This is a genomic window from Paracoccus halophilus, assembly GCF_000763905.1.
Taxonomy (GTDB): domain Bacteria; phylum Pseudomonadota; class Alphaproteobacteria; order Rhodobacterales; family Rhodobacteraceae; genus Paracoccus; species Paracoccus halophilus.
The window spans coordinates 65413-82811 of record NZ_JRKN01000012.1 but is presented as its reverse complement, the minus strand read 5'-3'; the positions used below and the strand labels follow the sequence as shown (position 1 = coordinate 82811).

The window sequence follows — 17399 nt, the reverse complement described above, 5'->3', positions numbered from 1 at the left end:
CTACAGGTAGTAGCTTCGGAACCATGCCACGTAATCGGCGACGCCCTGAGCGACCGGGGTCTGCGGGGCATAGCCGGTCAGCCGCCGCAGCAGCGCGGTATCGGCCCAGGTCGCGGGCACGTCGCCCGGCTGCATGGGCAGCATCTGCCTGTCGGCCTGTCTGCCGGTCGCGGTTTCGATCGCGGCGATGAAATCCAGCAGTTCGACCGGCGCGCCATTGCCGATATTGACCACCCGGAACGGGGCCACGGGGGACAGGCTGTCCTCGGGGCCTGCGGGCGCATCACCCGGCACCGCATCCACCAGCAGCCGGATCGCGCGCACCAGATCGGTGACATAGGTGAAATCGCGCCGCATGTCGCCGTGGTTGAAAACCTTGATCGGCTGGCCGGCCATGATCGCGCTGGTGAACAGCCAGGGCGCCATGTCGGGCCGCCCCCAGGGGCCATAGACGGTGAAAAAGCGAAACATGGTGATCGGCAGATCGAACAGGTTCGCGTAGCTATGCGCCATCGATTCGGTCGATTTCTTGCTGGCCGCGTAAAAGGACATCTGCGCATCGGCCCGGTCGGTTTCGCGATAGGGCATGTCCTTGTTCGCGCCATAGGCCGAACTGGTCGAGGCCAGCAGCATGTGTTGCGGCGGATGGGCACGGGCCGCCTCGAGCAGCTCGAACGTGCCGATGATGTTCGAGGCCAGATAGGCGCGCGGATTGTCGATGGAATGGCGCACGCCCGCCTGCGCGGCCAGATGCACCACGATCTCGGGCCTGTGGGTCGCGAACAGATCGGCCAGCACGCCGGGATCCTCGAGCCGGGCGCGGATCGGGGTAAAGCCGGGATGCGCGCGCAGCCGCGCCTCGCGCGCCTCTTTCAGGGCCGGGTCGTAATAGGGATCGTGCGCGTCCAGCCCGATGACCTGCGCCCCCTCGGCCAGCAGCAATTCGCACAGGTGATAGCCGATGAACCCGGCCGAGCCGGTGACGAGCGCGCGCATCAGTCGACTCCGAACAGGTCGCGGGTGTAGAGCTTGTCGGTGACATCGGCCAGTTCCGCGCTGTGGCGGTTGGCGATGATCAGATCGGCCTGCGCCTTGAAGTCGCGCAGATCGCGGACCACCGGGCTGTGAAAGAAATGATCCTCGGTCAGCACGGGTTCATAGACGATGCAGGGGATGCCCTTGGCCTTGATCCGCTTCATGATGCCCTGGATCGAGCTGTCGCGGAAATTGTCCGAGCCGGCCTTCATCACCAGCCGGTAGACGCCGACCAGTTTCGGGCGCCGGGCGATGATCTGATCGGCGATGAAATCCTTGCGCGTGCGGTTCGATTCCACCACCGCCGCGATCAGGTTCTGCGGCACGGCGTCGTAATTGGCCAGCAATTGCTTGGTATCCTTGGGCAGGCAATAGCCGCCATAGCCGAAACTGGGATTGTTGTAGCTGTCGCCGATGCGCGGATCCAGGCCGACGCCGTCGATGATTTCGCGCGTGTTCAGCCCGCGCGCCACCGAATAGCTGTCGAGTTCGTTGAAATAGGCGACCCGCATGGCAAGATAGGTGTTCGAGAACAGCTTGATCGCCTCGGCCTCGACCGGGCCGGTGAACAGCACCGGCATGTCCTTGCGGATCGCGCCCTCGGCCAGCAGGGCGGCCAGGCGTTTCGCGGCATCGCCGCGGTCGCCCACCACGATGCGCGAGGGGTAGAGGTTGTCGTAAAGCGCCCGTCCCTCGCGCAGGAATTCCGGGGAAAAGATGATCCCGTCATAGCCGGTTTCCGCGCGCATCCGGGCGGTAAAGCCCACGGGCACGGTGGATTTGATGACGATGGTGGCGTCGGGCGCATGTTCGCGGGCCTGGGCGATCACCGCCTCGACGCTGGAGGTATCGAAATGGTTCGAGCGCGGGTCGTAATTCGTGGGCGTGGCGATGATGACGAATTCCGCGCCGCTCAGCGCCTGTTGCGCATCCGTCGTGGCGGTCAGCGTCAGCGGCTTTTGCGCCAGCCATTCGCTGATCTCGGCATCCTCGATGGGCGAGCGGCGCGCATTCACCTGTGCCACCCGGGCCGCGTTCACGTCCAGCGCCGTGACCTGATTGTGCTGCGCCAGCAGCACGGCGATGGACATGCCGACATAGCCCAAACCGGCGACTGCGATTGTCATGCTTTACCTGCCTGTTACCTTTTCATCGGCTTAGCACGGCTTGGGCGCGCGCAAAAGCTGGCGCGGGTTCAGGGATCGGGCGCCTGGGTCTGTGCGGGGGCCGGAACCGGCAGGATCTCGCGGCTCGGGTCAAGCTGGTCATAGATCAGCACGGTAATGAAGCCGGCCCAGATGACCATGAACAGGACGGGCAGGGTGGCGGTGCTGAAGCCGCGATTGGCGATCGCGTTTGTCAGCCCTTCGCCATCGCGCCCCCTGGGATGGGGAAAGATGTCTTGGGTCCGCTTGTCCAGCTTTGCCGCGTATTCGTCCCATCGGGTTTTCAGCTCGTCCATGGCCTTCTGGCCATTGGTCAGCACCCCGTGTGAAATCAGCGCGACGAATATGCCGGTCAGCGCGACCATCAGGAAGATCGCCCTGCGCAGCCCCTCTGAATCAAGCGCGCCGCCATCCGTATCCACGCGCAGGATCAGCCCGAATGACGCGAAAAGAGCTGCCTGCAGCGAGATCAGCCAGGTAATGCGCTGGTTGTAAAGCCGGTCCTCGGACCGGACGCGTTCGCGGATCAGATGATAGACTTTCTCGGCTTCTTCGAACTGGTTCATCGATGTGATCCGGCAGGTTCGGGAAAGCTGCACTGGGCCTTGCCTGTCAGCCTAGCATGGCTGCGACGCCCGGAAAAGCCGCGATCACCAGCCGGTCGCGGCCTGCGGGATCGGGGCATCGCGCACCTGCCGCAGCAGCGCGATCATGCCGGCGGTCTGATGCGCCGCCGTGGCGCGGCCCTTGTCGGCCGTGGCCAGATGCGCCTCGCCCACCACGCCCTCGGGGTTCAGATCCGCCGAAATCCAGCCATGGCTGACCGGCCCGACGGGCTGGATCGCGGCCCCCTCGGCCAAGGAGCGGAAATCCCGCGCCGCCTGCATATCCACGCAATGCGGCTGAAACTCCAGCATCAGCGAGGTTTCGACATCGCCGCCATGGATGCCGAATTGCCGTTCCTGCGCGGAATACATGCCCTCGGGCAGGCCAAAGCCCATCCACTGGCATTTGACCGCCAGCATCCCCGCCTGCACCCGCAATTCGCGCGTCAGGATCGAGACCAGATCCAGATTGCCGCCATGGCTGTTCACGATGACGATCTTGCGCAGCCCGGCGCGGGCCACCGACAGGCCGATCTGCGTCCAGGCGCCGAGCGCCGTGGCGGCATCCAGCGTCAGCGTGCCGGCGGCCCAGAGATGCTCGGTCGATTTGCCGACCGCCTGCACCGGCAGGATGCGGATATCCAGGTCGTCCGGGCAATCGCGGCGCAGCGCGTCCAGCATGCCTTGGGCGATCATCGTGTCGGTGCCGACGGGCAGATGGGGGCCGTGCTGTTCGATCGCGGCGGTCGGCAGGATGGCGATGGTGCGCATCGGGTCGATCCCCGCATATTCCGGGGCGCGGTATTCGGCCCAGTCGAGACGGCGTTTCATGATATCTCCTTTCGCGGCGGGGCCGGTCACATCGGGGCCAGCAGCTTGTCCATCTTGCGCGCGACATGCTCCAGATGCCGCGCCCGGCTGTCGGGGGTCGAGCTGTCCATCAGGTAATGCGCGGCAAAGACGCTGCGCCGGTCCGGCGCGCAGAGATAGCCCACGCCGCGCAGCAATGTGCGCTTGCCCGGCGCGCCGATCAGCGAGGTCAGCCAGAAACTGGCACCGCAGGTGGTGAACACGCCCAGCCGCGAGATATGCTGCAGCCCCGGCCGGATCAGCCGGTTCTCGGCATCCGGCATCAGGAAAGCCAGATCGGGCAGCATCACCTTGTCGAGCCAGCCTTTCAGCATCGCCGGCAGCCCGTACCACCATGTCGGATAGACAAAGATCAGCGTGTCGCACCAGCGCAGGGCCTCGACCTCGGCGGCGACCGGCAGGGTGTTCCGCTTGGGGTCGAGATAGTTCAGCCATTCCTCGCGCGACATGACCGGCCGGAAGTCGTCGGCATAAAGGTCGCGCAGCCGCAATTCGGCCCCCGAGGCACGCAGCCGCTCGCAGACCAGATCGCGAATGGCGGCGTTGAAACTGCCCGGATCGGGATGGCAATAAACGACCAGCGCCCGCATCAGCGCCGCATGCCCGGATAGTCGTACATGCGGCGGTAATCCCAGTCGGGCGCGTCCCAGGCGATCATCTTGCCCGGGTTCAGCAGCCCCTTGGGATCGGCCTGCCGCTTGAATTCAAGCTGGCGCTCATCGACGGTCTGGCGGCCGCCCTCTTCCAGCGTGTAGCGATGCGGGTTGAAGATCATGCAACCCATGTCCTCATGGATGCGGATGATCTCGTCCAGCCGTTCCTCGGTCGAGAAACGCACCAGGGTCAGGCCGGCAGCGGTCATCACGCCGTTTTCGCGCAGGAATTCCAGGTGCTGGATCAGTTCGTCGCAGAAACGGGCGCGGATCTGGTCGACCTTGTCCAGAAAATCCGGCCCGGCATAGCGCACCTGCAGATAGGTGATCTCGGGCTGGACCTTCAGCGCGCGCAGGGTGGTGTGGTTCCAGCCATATTCATAGGCCGGGCCGGGATCGCGCGCCCAGTCATGCGCGTCGCTGCGATAGATCAGCTTCGCATCCGGCTCATGCGACAGGAACGACAGGAAACCGTCCATCGAATGCGGCGCGACCATCAGCGCGATGACATTGTCCCGGTCGGTCACTTGGCCTTTGAAGCGCTGGAAATAGCGCGCGGCGGTCGGCGCCTCGCAGACCGTAGCCAGTTTCAGCAGGATGCCGTCCTGCAGGGCCAGCGCATGCGCCAGCCGGCTGGCGCGGGCGAAATCCGGCAGGGTGACAAAGATATGGATCCAGTCATAGGCCGGGGCCAGCGGCATCTCGATCTCGGTGACGACGCCATTGGTGCCATAGGCATGGCTGACCCGCGCCAGATCCTCGCCGGTGAAGTCGAGGATGCGCGGCTCGGCCTCCATGGTGACGACGCGGATGCGCAGGATATTGCCGTAATCGCGCAAAAACCCCCAGCGGACCGAGCCGACCCCGCCCGAGCCGCCGCAGATGAAGCCGCCGATGGTCGCCGTCCCGGCGGTCGAGGGCATCATGCGCAGCTCCTGCCCGGAATCCGCGCGGGTGATGCGGTTCAGCTCGCGGATGACAAGGCCGGGCTGGGTGGTGACGCGGCCGGGCGCGATCCTGAGCACCTCGGCCATGTTCTGCATATGGATCACGCAGCCACCGGCCAGCGGCATGGCCTGGGCGTAATTGCCGGTGCCCGAGCCGCGCACCGTCACCGGCACGTCATGGGCATGGCAGGCGCGCAGGATCTCGATCACCTCGTCCTGGTTCTTTGGCATGACCACGAAATCGGCGCAGACATGGTCCAGCCGATCCTTGAGCACCGGCGAATACCAGAAGAAGTCCCGGCTCTTGGCGCGCACGGCGGCGGGGTTGTCGTCGATATCCAGATGCGCAAGGGCGGCTTTGGCGGCGTCGATATTCATGGGTCAACTCATCAGATGATCAAGTTCGGCGTAATCGGGCAGGCTGCGGTCGATCTGGTGCCCGTCGCGCAGCACGATGCGATCCGATTGTGGGCGGGCGAAAAGCTCGGTCCAGGAGCGCGCGCGACAGATCACCAGATCGGCAGGCGCGCCGGGCATAAGCGAGGGCGCGTCAAAGCCGCAGGCGCGGGCGGGATTGGCCAGAAAGGCCTGTATCCAGTCGTCGCGGGAATGGTCCAGATGCGCGATCCGCGTCGCCTCGCGCATGACCTCGATCATGTCCAGATCGCCATAGGCATAGAACGGGTCTCGGGTATTGTCCGAGGCAAAGCTGACATTGATCCCGCGCGCCGCCATTTCATGGACCAGCGTGATGCCGCGCCAGCGGGGCGTGCGGTCGGGTGCGCGGTCCTGCAGATAGAGGTTGCACAGCGGCAGGCTGACGACATGGATGCCGGCGCGGGCCACCAGATCCAGCGTAGCCTGCCATTCGGCATCGGGCTGCACCGCCAGCGAGCAGCAATGCCCGACGGTGACCGGCGCGTCAAAGCCGGTCTCAAGCACCACTTCGGCGATCGCGCGCAGGCTGGCGGCCGCGGGATCGCCGCTTTCATCGACGTGGAAATCGGCATGCAGCCCGCGCTGCCCGGCATGGGCGAAAAAGGCGCGCAGGCGGTCGCGCAGCAGCGGGTCGGGAAAGGTCACGCAGCCCAGCACGCCGCCGCTTTCGGCGGTCAGATCGGCGATCTCGGCGAATTCGCCGCCGCCCTGCGGGTCGATCCGGTCGATCGAGGTCAGGCAGACCGCCTGCAAGTCGATCCGGCCGGCCCATTCCTCGCGCAGGCGGGTGAATTCGGCAAAGCTGATCCGGTGCTGCGGCGGGATGCTGTCCAGATGGGTGCGGATGGCGCGGCTGCCATGCGCCCAGGCGCAGCGCAGCGCGAAATCCATGCGGGCGCGGACATCGCCGCCGGACCAGTTCGCCACGCGATCCGCCTCGACCACCCGAAGCGCGCCGTCGAAACTGCCATCGGGATTGGCGGCGCGGGGCCAGATATGCCCCTTGTCCAGATGGGTATGCATGTCGATAAAGGCGGGAAAGACCATCGCGCCCCGCATATCCACCTGTGGCAGGCCGGGCGCGGGCGCGGCGATGCGCCCGTCGCGGATGCTCAGCGATATCGTCTCAAGCGGGGCTTCGCGGCCGATCAGGCAGCCGGGCGCGGTCAGGTTGGTCAGGGTCAGATCGCCGCTGGGCAGAACGCGAAAATCCAATCAGCTCTCTTTCTTCAGCGCGCTTTCATGCCAGTGCCGCAACGCCAGATGCGAGATCAGCGACAGCACGGCAAAGATCAGCACCCCCAGCACCGCGATCAGCACCAGCGCCGCGAACATGCGCGGGATGTTCAGCCGGTAGCCGGCCTCGAGGATGCGGAACGCCAGCCCGGTGCCGATCCCGGCCGTGCCCGCAACATATTCCGCCACCACCGCGCCGATCAGCGACAGCCCGCCCGCGATGCGCAACCCGCCCAGGAAATAGGGCAGGGCCGAGGGCAGTTGCAGATGGATCAGGCGCTGCCACCGGCTGGCGCCATAGATGCGATACAGATCCGCCAGATTGCGATCGACTGAACGCAGCCCCAGCGAGGTATTGGACAGGATCGGAAAGAACGCCACGATCCAGGCGCAAAGCAGCAGGCCGATGGTGCGGTTCTCGACATAGATGAAGATCAGCGGCGCGATCGCCACGACCGGCGTCACCTGCAGGATGACGGCAAAGGGATAAAACGACATCTCGGCCCATCGCGACAGGCTGAACAGCACCGCCAGGCTGACGCCGCCGATCACCGCGACGACCAGCGCCATCATGGCGATCTTCAGCGTGACCCATGTCGCCGGGCCCAGGATCGCCCAGTCCTCGACCAGCGTGCGGGCGACCAGACCGGGGCCGGGCAGGATGTAATGCGGGATCTCGTTCCAGACCACGATCCGGTCCCAGATCGCCAGCGCCAGGGCGATGGTCAGCAGGGGCATCAGCCAGCGGCCGGTCTTTTCGGCGCGGGCGCGGCGCAGGCGGGCGATTTCCTCGGCATCGGGGATTTGCGTGCGGGCTTCGGTCATGTGTCACCTGTGGCGCGGGACAGCGCGGCCGAGACCGCGCGGCACAGCCCGGCATAATCGGCCGAGGTGCGGAAATCCTGATCGCGGTTGGCCGCGGTCACGGTCACCTCTTCGGCCACGCGGCCGGGGCGCGGCGCCATGACCACGATGCGGTCGGACAGATAGACGCTTTCAAAGACCGAATGGGTCACGAAGATCACCGTGCAGCCCAGCCGGCCGCGCAGCGCCAGCAGATCGTCGTTCATCCGGTTGCGGGTGATTTCGTCCAGCGCCGCGAATGGCTCGTCCATCAGGATCAGGCGCGGCTGGGTGACCAGCGCGCGCGCGATCGAGACGCGCATCTTCATGCCGCCCGACAATTCGCGCGGATAGGCATTGGCGAACTTGCCCAGGCCGACCATGTCCAGCGCCTCGCGGATGCGGGGGCGCATGGCGTCGAGCTTTTCGCCCCTGAGCCGCAGCGGCAGCCAGACATTCTTTTCCACCGTCGCCCAGGGCATCAGCGTAGGCTCCTGAAATACCACGCCCAGATCGCCGGTATCGTGCCGGCCCTGCCAGCTGACCTTGCCGGTGGTGGGCTGCATCAGCCCCGCGATCAGCCGCAGCGCGGTCGATTTGCCACAGCCCGATGGCCCCAGAAGCGAGACGAATTCGCCCTCGGCCAGGGTCAGGTTCATGTCGGAAAGCGCGGTGACCTCGCCGGCAAAGACCTTGCCGACGCCGTCCATGCGCATCAGATCGGGTCGTCCGGTCACGCTTATTTCTTCAGCTCCATGCCGACGCCCTTGCCGACGAAATCCAGCGTATAGGCGGCGGAATAGTCCAGGTCGGGCGCGATCGCGCCGGCCTCGGCCATGTCCTTGAAGAACTGGTCGATATGTTCGCGGGTCATCACGCCGATGCCCTTTTCCAGCGAGTCGCCGGAATCGACGATCCCGTAAGCCTTCATCTGCTCGCGGCCGAAGGCCAGGATCTCGTCGGTGATTTCGGGGTTGTCGAGCTTGATCTGCGCATCCGCCTTGCTGGCATCGCCGTAAAGATAGTTGTACCAGCCCTTGATCGAGCCATCGACAAAGCACTGCACCACCTCGGGGCGGTTGGCGATGGTATCGGCCATGGTCTCGATCAGGGTGGAATAGGTGCCGTATCCGGCATCCGCCAGCAACAGCGTGTCGGGCGTCCATCCGGCCTGCTGCTCGACCATCAGCGGCTCGGACGAGACATAGCCCTGAATGGCGCTGTTCTCGTCGGCGATAAAGGGCGCCATATTGAAGGTATAGACCTCGCGCTGCTCGTCGGTGAAGCCATGGGCGGATTTCATCCACAGATAGTAGGACGCGAAACCTTCGTCGCTGACATAGATTTTCAGCTTCTTCAGGTCCTCGAAGGTCTGGCCCTTGCCGGGATGGGTCAGAAAGACCTGCGGTTCCTTCTGGAACATGGCGGCGATGGCGACCACCGGCACACCCTCGGCCGCCGCGTTGAAGGTCGAAAGCAGGTTGCCGGCCATGTTGAAATCGATCTTGCCGGCCAGCATCATGGCGCGGTTGTTCACCTGCGGTCCGCCCGGCACGATGGTCACGTCAAGACCGCATTCCTTGTAGGACCCGTCCGCGACCGCCTGATAATAGCCGCCATGCTCGCCCTGCGCGACCCAGTTGGTGCCGAATTTCACGGCCGTTTCCTGGGCCATGGCCGCGGGGGCAAGGCTGATTGCCGCGACGGCCGGGACTAGCGATATGCGTTTCATGGGCAGCTCCTGTTGGCGCGATGATCTCATCGGTCGGTTTTGCGGACATCGTGCAACGATGCGCCGGTTTTCGCAATCTGCAGTTTTTGTCGCCGGACGGGGCGAGGGCATCGCCCGTCTTGACCACCGCGGATGGCTGCATCAGGATCGCCGCCATGCAGGCCCTGAACCCCTTGTCCATCGCCGCGCCCTTTGGCCGTTATTCGCACGGTGTCGCGACCCGCGGCGCGGGGCGGCTGGTGCTGACCTCGGGCCAGCTTGGCCTGCGCGCCGATGGCAGCCTGCCCGAGGGCGCGCTGGAGCAGGCGCGGCAATGCTTTGCCAATTGCGCCGCGATCCTGGCCGAGGCGGGCCTGTCCGCGCGCGACGTGCTGCGGGTGAACGCCTTTGTCACCGATCGGGCATATTTTGCCGATTATATGGCGGCGCGGGACGCGTTCCTGGCCGGGGTCGAGGTTCTGCCCGCCTCGACGCTGGTGATCGTATCGGGCTTTACCCGGCCGGAATTCCTGGTCGAGGTGGAATTGACGGCGATGGAAAGGGCCTGATGAAAAACGTGATCTTCGATCTTGGCGCGGTGCTCATCGAATGGGACCCGGCGCTGGCATTCGCCGATGCCTTTACCTCGCGCGAGGCGGCCGAGGACTGGATGGCGCGGATCGGCTTTGCCGCCTGGAACCGCGAACAGGATGCCGGCCGCAGCTTTGCCGAAGGCCTGGCGGCGGCGCATGCCGAACATGGCCATGAGGCGCGTCACCTGCAGGGTTATCTGGCGGCGTTCCCGCTGACCATCGACCGGCCGGTGCCCGGAAGCTGGGAAATCCTCGAGGCGCTGCTGGCGCGCGGCGTGCCGCTATATGCGATCACCAACTGGGCGGCCGAGACCTTTCCGGCGGCGCGCGAGCTCTATCCGCGGCTCGCGCGCGTGTTCGAGGATATCGTCGTCTCGGGCGAGGTCGCCATGCTCAAGCCCGAGCCGGGCATCTATCGCCTGCTGATGGACCGCAACGGGTTGCAGCCGCAGGACTGCATCTTCATCGACGACAGCCCGGCCAATGTCGAGGGCGCCCGCGCCGTCGGCATGGAGGCGATCCATTTCACCGGCGCCGAGGCACTGGGCCGCGAACTGACCGAGCGCGGATTGTTCTGAAAAGCGGCCCTGCGCGCCCGCGCCCCGTTTGCATTTTTCACACCGGCGTCATGCCGGAATCACGTCCTGATCACAGGCGGTATGGCATAGTGATTCCATGGCGCGGCCCCTTCCTCCCGTTACGGTTCGCGCCAGTGGTTCGGTTTACGAGGTGTAATCATGGTAACGAGTTCCAGCATGGTGACCGGCAGGGGCAAGCGATCCACAATTGACGAACATGCGCTGCCCCTGCCGGACCCGATCCGGGTGCTGCGCGGCAATATTCGCGTCTCTTCTTTGGTGAATGAAATCGGTCTTGGCGCGGGTTTGGGCTTGAGCCGCGTCGTGACCGTCGATCTGATCGACTCGCTCCTGGCCGGGTCGACAGGGTTCCGGCGCGCCCGTCGCCGGAATCATCCAAGCTTGCGTCCCCGGCCGATCGCCGGCTGAGGCCGCGGCAGGTTTCCTTGCCTTTCCCCGGCGGACCGGATTCCGTCGCTCGCGGCTTGTGATCCTCCCGGTCAGGGATCGCCGCCGCTTCCGATCCGCCCATGCGTGCCGCCGCTTTCGCCATCGAAGCGGCGGCATTGCCTGATCCGCATCCGCCCGTCACAGGATCATGCTGGCCGCGTGGCGCAGGGCCAGCGCGTAGCCATGGGTTCCGAAACCGGCGATCACGCCATCGGCCCGCAGGCTGACATAGGAATGGTGGCGAAAGCCCTCGCGCTTGTGCACGTTCGAGATATGCACCTCCAGCACCGGACCGTCAAAGGCGTTCAGCGCATCCAGGATCGCGACCGATGTATGGGTAAAGGCGGCTGGGTTGATGATGATCGCCTGCGCCTGATGCCGTGCCTCGTGGATGGTGTCGATGATCTGGCCTTCGTGATTGGACTGGAAAAAGCCGATCTCGACCCCAAGCTCGCGCCCCAGTTCGCGGCAGCGGGCCTCGATATCGGCCAGCGTCGTGCTGCCGTATATTTCCGGCTGGCGCTGGCCCAGCAGGTTCAGGTTGGGACCGTTCAGGATATAGACCTTGGGCATGGCGTTCTTTCTGGTGAAGGGGGCGGCAAGGGATTTGCCGCCCGGCTGGTCGTGGGAGCGCCTGGCGGTCCTGCTTGGTCAGGCGTAGCGCGCAGGAAAAGATACCCGCCATCGCGCCTGCCGCAAGCCTTTCCGGCACCGCTGCCGAATCGGGCCGGCCGCAAAGTCACGGCGCGCCGAACACAGATGCGTTGACGGAAAAAACCCGGCCCAGCATTATTGGACCCTGTCAAGGACGGCACCTAGATCCTGCGGGCACGCCGGATCGGGCATGGCGGTCGCCGGGTGCCGCGTTTAGGGTCGGGATCATCCGGCCGGCTTTGGGAATCAGTGAATTCATGGTGCGACTTGTCCTGATCCTGCTGGCGGTTCTGCTGGGCCCGGTTCCGGTCTGCGCGGAAAAGCGCGCCGTGGTGATCGGCAACGCGGATTATCGCAATGCGCCCGACCTTGCCGGCTCTGATACCGCGGCGCTGGCCGAAGCGTTGCGTCAGGCCGGATTCCGGACCGCGGATGGTGTCGATCTGGATGCCGCCGAACTGCGCGACAGGCTGACCGCGCTGGCCGGAAACGATCCTGCCCCGGGCGCGCGCATTGTCGTTCTGAACGGCCGTTTCCTGCATGACAGCGGCGAAACATGGTTCATGGGAACCGATGCGCAGGAGCCGGACCGGATCACCGCGGATCTGCAAGGCGTGCCCCTGTCGCTGGTGCTGCGGCTGATGGTCGGCGGGCAGCCGGGATCGATCCTGATCCTGGGAACCGATGGCCAGCAGATGCCGCGTCGCGACGGGCTTGAGAGCGGCATCGGTACCATCGCGGTGCCGACCGGCATGGCGGTGATCTGCGGAACGCCCGAGCTTGCCGCGCAAGCCCTGGCCGGGCTGTTGCGCGGCAACTCGACCGAACAGGCGGCGGCGATGGACCCGGCGCTGTTGCTCTTGCCGGGCAGCGCGCGCGATCTCGTGCTTGGCCGGCAGGGCGCCTCGTCGCGGCCCGAGGATCCGATGGCGGCCGATCGCGCGGCCTGGGCGCAGGCCGCGCAGACCAACAGCCCGGCCGCCTATACCGAATATCTGCTGCGTTTTCCGCGCGGTATCTTCGCGGCCGCGGCGCGGGAAAGACTGGCGCGCCGCGGCCATGATGCCAGCGCGCAAAGCGATGCCGATGCCGAGGCCTGGGCCGTCGCGCAGGCGGCGAACAGCCTCGCGGCCTATATGTCCTATCTGCATGCCTTTCCCGCGGGCCGCTATGCCGCGCAGGCGACCGAGCGGATCGAGGGTGGCGCGAGCCTGCTGCCGGTGGTGCCGCTCGCGCCACCCGGACAGGTACGCGAGCCCCGCCAGAAGCTTACCCCCGAGGAGCGCGTCGAGCAGGCGATGCGGCTGGACAATGGCAAGCGCGCCGCCGTTCAGCGCCGCCTGTCGCGGCTGGGCTTTGACAGCGGCGCGGCGGATGGCATCTTCGGGCAGCGCAGCCGGGCGGCGATCGCCGCGTGGCAGCGCGCCAACGGGGAAGCGCCGACCGGCTATCTCAGCCCGGGGCAATGGCGGCTGATCAACCGGCAGGTCGCCTATCTGGATGGCGACAATGGCAGCCGCGACAGCGCCTTCTGGCGCCAGACCGGCGCCACCGGCGACCCCGAGGGGCTGCGCGTCTATCTGCGCCGCTATCCCTATGGCATGCATGCCGAAACCGCCCGCGACATGCTCGAAGGACGAACCGATCCGGGGCCTCAGGACCGCCCGCAAGAGGATGAGGCGACATGGCGTTGGGCGCGCCGTCAGGGTTCGGCCGCGGCCTATGAAACCTATCTTGAGCGCTATCCGCAGGGCCGCCGCGCGAGCCAGGCCCGCGCGCGCCTGCAGACCCTGCGCGCCGGAACCGAGGCCGCGCGCCGGGAAGAGGCCGGCCTCGGGCTCGATTCCGCGACCCGAAGGATGATCGAGGAAAGGCTGATCGCCGCCGGGCTGCGCACCGGCCCGGTCGATGGCGAATTCACCGATGAGACCCGTGCGGCGCTGCGCCGTTATCAGGCGACCCGCAACCTGCGCGTGACCGGGCATGTCACGCAGGAAACCGTGACCCGGCTGCTCAGCGAAACGCCCCGGCCCTGACACGCGGCCAGCCGGCCGGCGAAAACGAAAAACGCCCGCACTGCGGGCGCATTCCTTGCGTCACAGGCGCGGCGCCTCAGCCCTGACGGGCCTTGAAGCGCGGGTTCGTCTTGTTGATGACGTAGATGCGGCCCTTGCGGCGCACGATCTGGCAATCGCGGTGGCGGCTCTTGAGCGAGCGAAGCGAATTGCGAACCTTCATCGGTCTTCTCCTATCGCGGCGCATCGCAAGTCGCGCCTTGGAACTGAAATGCCCCCGGTTGACGCCGGGGGCGCGAAAAATGGTGGGCGGTACTGGGATCGAACCAGTGGCCACTACGATGTCAACGTAGTGCTCTACCGCTGAGCTAACCGCCCCTTCCCGGTGATTCTGGCGACAAAAGCCATCAGAGCCCCGTGGTGCGCGTGTCTATATCGACCCCGGATCGGGGTTTCAAGCCCTCATTCGACAGCTCTTGGCGTCGCGTGGTGATGGTTTATAAATCCTTTTGCCTTATCATGCGAGGGGCAGACGCCGGCGGAGCGCGCAATGACCCTGGAACAGCAGACGTTCGATCTGAGCAGGCCCAGCGAATGGCGGGGCGGCGTGATCTTTGCGTCGCCGCATTCCGGTTGCCACTATCCCGACTGGTTCCTGGTCGAATCGCGGCTGGATCCGCTGCTCCTGCGCTCGTCCGAGGATGCTTTCGTGGACCGGCTGATCGCCCCGGCGCTGGATCACGGCGCGGTGCTGATGACGGCGCGGGTGCCGCGCAGCGTCGTGGATCTGAACCGCGGGCCCGAGGAAATCGATCCGCTGGTGGTCTCGGGCGTCGCGCCCGCCGCGCTCAGCCCGCGAATCATGGCCGGGCTGGGGGTGATTCCCCGTGTCGTCTCGCAGGGGCGGCCGATTCACGACCGGCCCATCCCCAGGGCCGAGGCGCAGCAGCGCATCGACCGGCTGTGGCGACCCTATCACGATGCGCTTTCCGCGCTGATCGACGAGGCGGTGGAGCGTTTCGGCGGCGCCATTCTGATCGACATGCATTCGATGCCGCGCGATGCGCTGGCCCATCTGCCGCGCCCGCGCCCGGATTTCGTGCTGGGCGATCGCAACGGGGTTTCCGCCGCGCGCCAGATCAGCGCCGGCGTGGCCGAGGCGGTGACGGCCGAGGGTTTCCGCCTGCGCCGGAATTCACCGTTTTCCGGCGCCTATATCACCGCACATTACGGCCGCCCGCGCCGCAACGTGCATGTCGTGCAACTGGAGATGGACCGTTCGCTCTACATGAACGAGACGCTGGTCCAGCCACGCGCCGATTTCGGGGTTTTTGCGCAGCGCTTTGGCCGGATTGTCGCGAGGCTGGCGGATCTGCGCCCCGATGCCTGTGATTCGGCCATCGCGGCAGAGTGATCGGCGAAAGGATATTTCATGCCCGCATCGTTTCTCGAACCGCTGAGCCAGAACATCGCGCTGATCGTTCTGGCGGTGGTGATCTTCTTCGCGGTCACCTCGGCGGTGCGGATCGTGCCGCAATCGGAAAAATACGTGGTCGAGCGGTTCGGCCGGCTGCGCTCGGTGCTTGGGCCGGGGATCAATTTCATCATGCCCTTTCTGGACCGGGTCGCGCACAGGATTTCCGTGCTGGAAAGGCAGCTGCCGACCGCCAGCCAGGATGCGATCACCGCCGATAACGTGCTGGTGCAGGTGGAAACCAGCGTCTTCTACCGCATTATCGAGCCGGAAAAGACCGTCTACCGCATCCGCGACGTGGATGCGGCGATCGCCACCACGGTGGCCGGCATCGTGCGTTCGGAAATCGGCGCGATGGAGCTGGATCAGGTCCAGTCGAATCGCGCACAATTGATCGAGCGTATCCGCGATGCGCTGGCCAATATCGTCGATGACTGGGGGATCGAGGTGACGCGGGCCGAGATTCTGGATGTCAATCTGGATCAGGCGACCCGCGCGGCCATGCTGCAACAGCTCAATGCCGAACGCGCCCGCCGCGCCCAGGTGACCGAGGCCGAGGGCAAGCGCCGCGCGGTCGAACTGGCCGCCGACGGCGATCTTTACGCCGCCGAACAGCAGGCCAAGGCCAAGCGTTTGCTGGCGGATGCCGAGGCCTATGCCACCAGCGCCATCGCCACCGCCATCCGCGAAGGCGGGATCGAGGCGGCGCAGTATCAGGTCGCCATGCGACAGGTCGAGGTGCTCAACGATGTCGGCAAGGGGCAGGGCAAGCAGATGATCGTCCTGCCGGCCTCGGCGGTCGAGGCCTTTGGCGATGCGTTCAAGCTGTTCAGGGGGGCGAAATGATCTGGGCCAATGGCTGGATCTGGGTCATCCTGGCGCTGATCCTGGCGGCGCTGGAACTGGCCATGCCGGGCTGGTTCTTCCTGGGTTTCGCCCTTGCGGTGCTGTTGATGGGGGGCGCGTTGCTTCTGGGCCTGTGGCCGGCCGGGCTGCCCATGGCGCTGGTCGCGACGGCGGTTCTGACCGGGCTGATCTGGCTTGCGCTGCGCCGCATCTTCGGTACCAACAAGGGCGAGATGAAGGTCTGGACGCGGGACATCAACGACAATTAGGCCTGAACTGCGCCAATCTGTTGCTCATCCGCGCCGCGCGACGATCGGCAGCGGATGCTCTTCCCGCGCATCGGGATCTTCAGGGCGGTGGCGCGGACCTTGCCGGCAGGCAAGTGGCCGAAGGCATTGCGGCAGAAATGCGCCACCGGGCTTATGAGCGGGACCGTCCGCAGCATGCAGGGCCGACCGATGGCACCACTCATAACGGGCGGTGCGGCGCCACGGCGTAATCGCGGGGGGCTTTCCCATTCCAACCCGGCCGTGTTAGGCGCAGGATGAGGGAGCTGCCTTTCCCCTTTCCGTCCGTCGCGCGAGGACGCCCCATGATTGACCGTTCGCTTGCCGAATTGCCCCTGTTCAAGGGCCTCAGTGACGCGCAACTGGCCGTTGTTCAGGCCGGCATGTCGCGGATTTCGCTGGACGCGGGCGAGCCGCTTTTTGCGCAAGGGGATGTGGCGACACGGTTTTTCATGCTGCTCGATGGCCGTCTCAAGGTCTCGCAGGTCAATGAAGAGGGGCGTCAGATCATCGTTCGCATCGTGCACCCCTCCGAGCTTTGCGGCTTTGCGCCCGCGCTGGGACGCGAGTCCTATCCCGGCAGTTCCGAGGCGATCGTCGGCAGCAGGCTGCTGGCCTGGCCGCGCAGCCGGTGGGAGCCGGTTCTGGGTGCGGCGCCTTCGCTCGCGATCAGCGCGATCCAGGCCGTCGGGCGCAAGCTGGACGAGGCCCATACCCGCCTGCGCGAAATGACCACGGAAGAGGCGGGCCAGCGCATCGCCAATCTGCTGCTGCGCCTGATCCGCGATTCCGGCGAGGTCGAGGGCGACCGGGCCAGCATTCCCTTTCCGCTGACCCGTCAGGACATCGCCGACATGAGCGGCAATACCATTCATACCGTGTCGCGCATCATGGCGGGATGGGAGGCGCGCGGCGTTCTTGCCCGGGCGCGTCGAAAGGTGATCGTCGCGGATATGCCGGCGCTGCGGGCGATCTCGGAAATCTCCGGCTGATCGCGG

21 protein-coding genes and 1 tRNA gene are annotated in these 17399 nt (G+C 65.9%); 8 read left to right on the top strand and 14 right to left on the bottom strand.

Translation table 11 applies throughout. The annotated features are described in order from the left end of the window. The 10 genes from IT41_RS10540 to IT41_RS10495 all read right to left on the bottom strand — a co-directional run bounded on the left by IT41_RS10540 (window position 1) and on the right by IT41_RS10495 (window position 9525). On the bottom strand, window positions 1-999 hold the full coding sequence (locus IT41_RS10540) for an NAD-dependent epimerase/dehydratase family protein (RefSeq protein WP_139221679.1): 999 nt from the start codon (window positions 997-999) through the stop codon (window positions 1-3). Next, window positions 996-2162, bottom strand: coding sequence for a nucleotide sugar dehydrogenase (locus IT41_RS10535; RefSeq protein WP_036740948.1), 1167 nt, complete (start codon window positions 2160-2162; stop codon window positions 996-998). The genes IT41_RS10540 and IT41_RS10535 overlap by 4 nt, the downstream gene beginning before the upstream one ends. 68 nt (window positions 2163-2230) lie before the next feature. After that, window positions 2231-2767, bottom strand: coding sequence for a hypothetical protein (locus tag IT41_RS10530; protein WP_036740947.1), 537 nt, complete (start codon window positions 2765-2767; stop codon window positions 2231-2233). An 84-nt stretch (window positions 2768-2851) separates the two neighbouring features. Next, on the bottom strand, window positions 2852-3637 hold the full coding sequence (locus IT41_RS10525) for a creatininase family protein (RefSeq protein ID WP_036741004.1): 786 nt from the start codon (window positions 3635-3637) through the stop codon (window positions 2852-2854). A gap of 26 nt (window positions 3638-3663) precedes the next feature. After that, on the bottom strand, window positions 3664-4266 hold the full coding sequence (locus tag IT41_RS10520; RefSeq protein ID WP_036740946.1) for an NAD(P)H-dependent oxidoreductase: 603 nt from the start codon (window positions 4264-4266) through the stop codon (window positions 3664-3666). Then, window positions 4266-5654 carry an FAD-binding oxidoreductase gene (locus IT41_RS10515; protein ID WP_036740945.1) on the bottom strand — a complete coding sequence of 463 codons (1389 nt, stop codon included), beginning with the start codon at window positions 5652-5654 and terminating at the stop codon, window positions 4266-4268. The genes IT41_RS10520 and IT41_RS10515 overlap by 1 nt, the downstream gene beginning before the upstream one ends. A gap of 3 nt (window positions 5655-5657) precedes the next feature. Further along, a complete protein-coding gene (locus IT41_RS10510) occupies window positions 5658-6929 on the bottom strand; it encodes a cytosine deaminase (RefSeq protein ID WP_036740943.1) in 1272 nt (423 codons plus the stop codon). Beyond that, the gene (locus IT41_RS10505; protein ID WP_036740941.1) at window positions 6930-7775 is read right to left on the bottom strand and encodes an ABC transporter permease; all 846 of its coding nucleotides are present in this window, start codon (window positions 7773-7775) and stop codon (window positions 6930-6932) included. Beyond that, on the bottom strand, window positions 7772-8530 hold the full coding sequence (locus IT41_RS10500; protein WP_414811550.1) for an ABC transporter ATP-binding protein: 759 nt from the start codon (window positions 8528-8530) through the stop codon (window positions 7772-7774). The genes IT41_RS10505 and IT41_RS10500 overlap by 4 nt, the downstream gene beginning before the upstream one ends. 2 nt (window positions 8531-8532) lie before the next feature. Next, a complete protein-coding gene (locus IT41_RS10495) occupies window positions 8533-9525 on the bottom strand; it encodes an ABC transporter substrate-binding protein (protein ID WP_036740939.1) in 993 nt (330 codons plus the stop codon). A 119-nt stretch (window positions 9526-9644) separates the two neighbouring features. On the opposite strand from IT41_RS10495, the gene IT41_RS10490 reads away from it, so the two are divergent. The 3 genes from IT41_RS10490 (at window position 9645) to IT41_RS10480 (ending at window position 11104) form a co-directional block, all read left to right on the top strand. Further along, window positions 9645-10073, top strand: a complete 429-nt coding sequence (locus IT41_RS10490) for a RidA family protein (RefSeq protein ID WP_331435294.1) — start codon at window positions 9645-9647, stop codon at window positions 10071-10073. Then, entirely contained in the window at window positions 10073-10675 is a 603-nt protein-coding gene (locus IT41_RS10485) for an HAD family hydrolase (RefSeq protein WP_036740937.1), read from the top strand. Before IT41_RS10490 ends, IT41_RS10485 begins: the two co-directional genes overlap by 1 nt. Before the next feature lie 177 nt (window positions 10676-10852). Beyond that, on the top strand, window positions 10853-11104 hold the full coding sequence (locus tag IT41_RS10480; RefSeq protein ID WP_036740936.1) for a hypothetical protein: 252 nt from the start codon (window positions 10853-10855) through the stop codon (window positions 11102-11104). A 159-nt stretch (window positions 11105-11263) separates the two neighbouring features. Here IT41_RS10480 and aroQ read toward each other — a convergent pair whose 3' ends face one another. Beyond that, on the bottom strand, window positions 11264-11698 hold the full coding sequence (gene aroQ, locus IT41_RS10475) for a type II 3-dehydroquinate dehydratase (RefSeq protein ID WP_036740935.1): 435 nt from the start codon (window positions 11696-11698) through the stop codon (window positions 11264-11266). 338 nt (window positions 11699-12036) lie between these two features. Between aroQ and IT41_RS10470 the strand changes: the two genes are divergently transcribed. Further along, on the top strand, window positions 12037-13815 hold the full coding sequence (locus IT41_RS10470) for a peptidoglycan-binding protein (RefSeq protein WP_052081401.1): 1779 nt from the start codon (window positions 12037-12039) through the stop codon (window positions 13813-13815). Window positions 13816-13891: 76 nt separating this feature from the next. On the opposite strand, the gene ykgO is transcribed toward IT41_RS10470, so the two are convergent. Then, entirely contained in the window at window positions 13892-14017 is a 126-nt protein-coding gene (gene ykgO / locus IT41_RS10465; protein WP_017998967.1) for a type B 50S ribosomal protein L36, read from the bottom strand. A gap of 80 nt (window positions 14018-14097) precedes the next feature. After that, window positions 14098-14172: transfer RNA gene (locus IT41_RS10460), tRNA-Val, on the bottom strand. Window positions 14173-14344: 172 nt separating this feature from the next. Between IT41_RS10460 and IT41_RS10455 the strand changes: the two genes are divergently transcribed. Genes IT41_RS10455 through IT41_RS10445 form a run of 3 tightly spaced genes read left to right on the top strand, consistent with a single transcriptional unit; the run spans window position 14345 to window position 16383 of the window. After that, entirely contained in the window at window positions 14345-15208 is an 864-nt protein-coding gene (locus IT41_RS10455) for an N-formylglutamate amidohydrolase (RefSeq protein ID WP_036740934.1), read from the top strand. Window positions 15209-15226: 18 nt separating this feature from the next. Then, complete coding sequence (locus IT41_RS10450) at window positions 15227-16114, top strand: SPFH domain-containing protein (protein WP_052081399.1); 888 nt, start codon at window positions 15227-15229, stop codon at window positions 16112-16114. Beyond that, the gene (locus IT41_RS10445) at window positions 16111-16383 is read left to right on the top strand and encodes a hypothetical protein (protein ID WP_036740933.1); all 273 of its coding nucleotides are present in this window, start codon (window positions 16111-16113) and stop codon (window positions 16381-16383) included. The genes IT41_RS10450 and IT41_RS10445 overlap by 4 nt, the downstream gene beginning before the upstream one ends. Here IT41_RS10445 and IT41_RS21590 read toward each other — a convergent pair. Then, window positions 16380-16559, bottom strand: a complete 180-nt coding sequence (locus IT41_RS21590; protein WP_074948100.1) for a hypothetical protein — start codon at window positions 16557-16559, stop codon at window positions 16380-16382. The two genes, IT41_RS10445 and IT41_RS21590, sit on opposite strands and share 4 nt — an antisense overlap. A 147-nt stretch (window positions 16560-16706) precedes the next feature. Between IT41_RS21590 and IT41_RS10435 the strand changes: the two genes are divergently transcribed. Further along, on the top strand, window positions 16707-17393 hold the full coding sequence (locus IT41_RS10435) for a Crp/Fnr family transcriptional regulator (RefSeq protein WP_036740930.1): 687 nt from the start codon (window positions 16707-16709) through the stop codon (window positions 17391-17393). Window positions 17394-17399 lie beyond the last annotated feature (6 nt).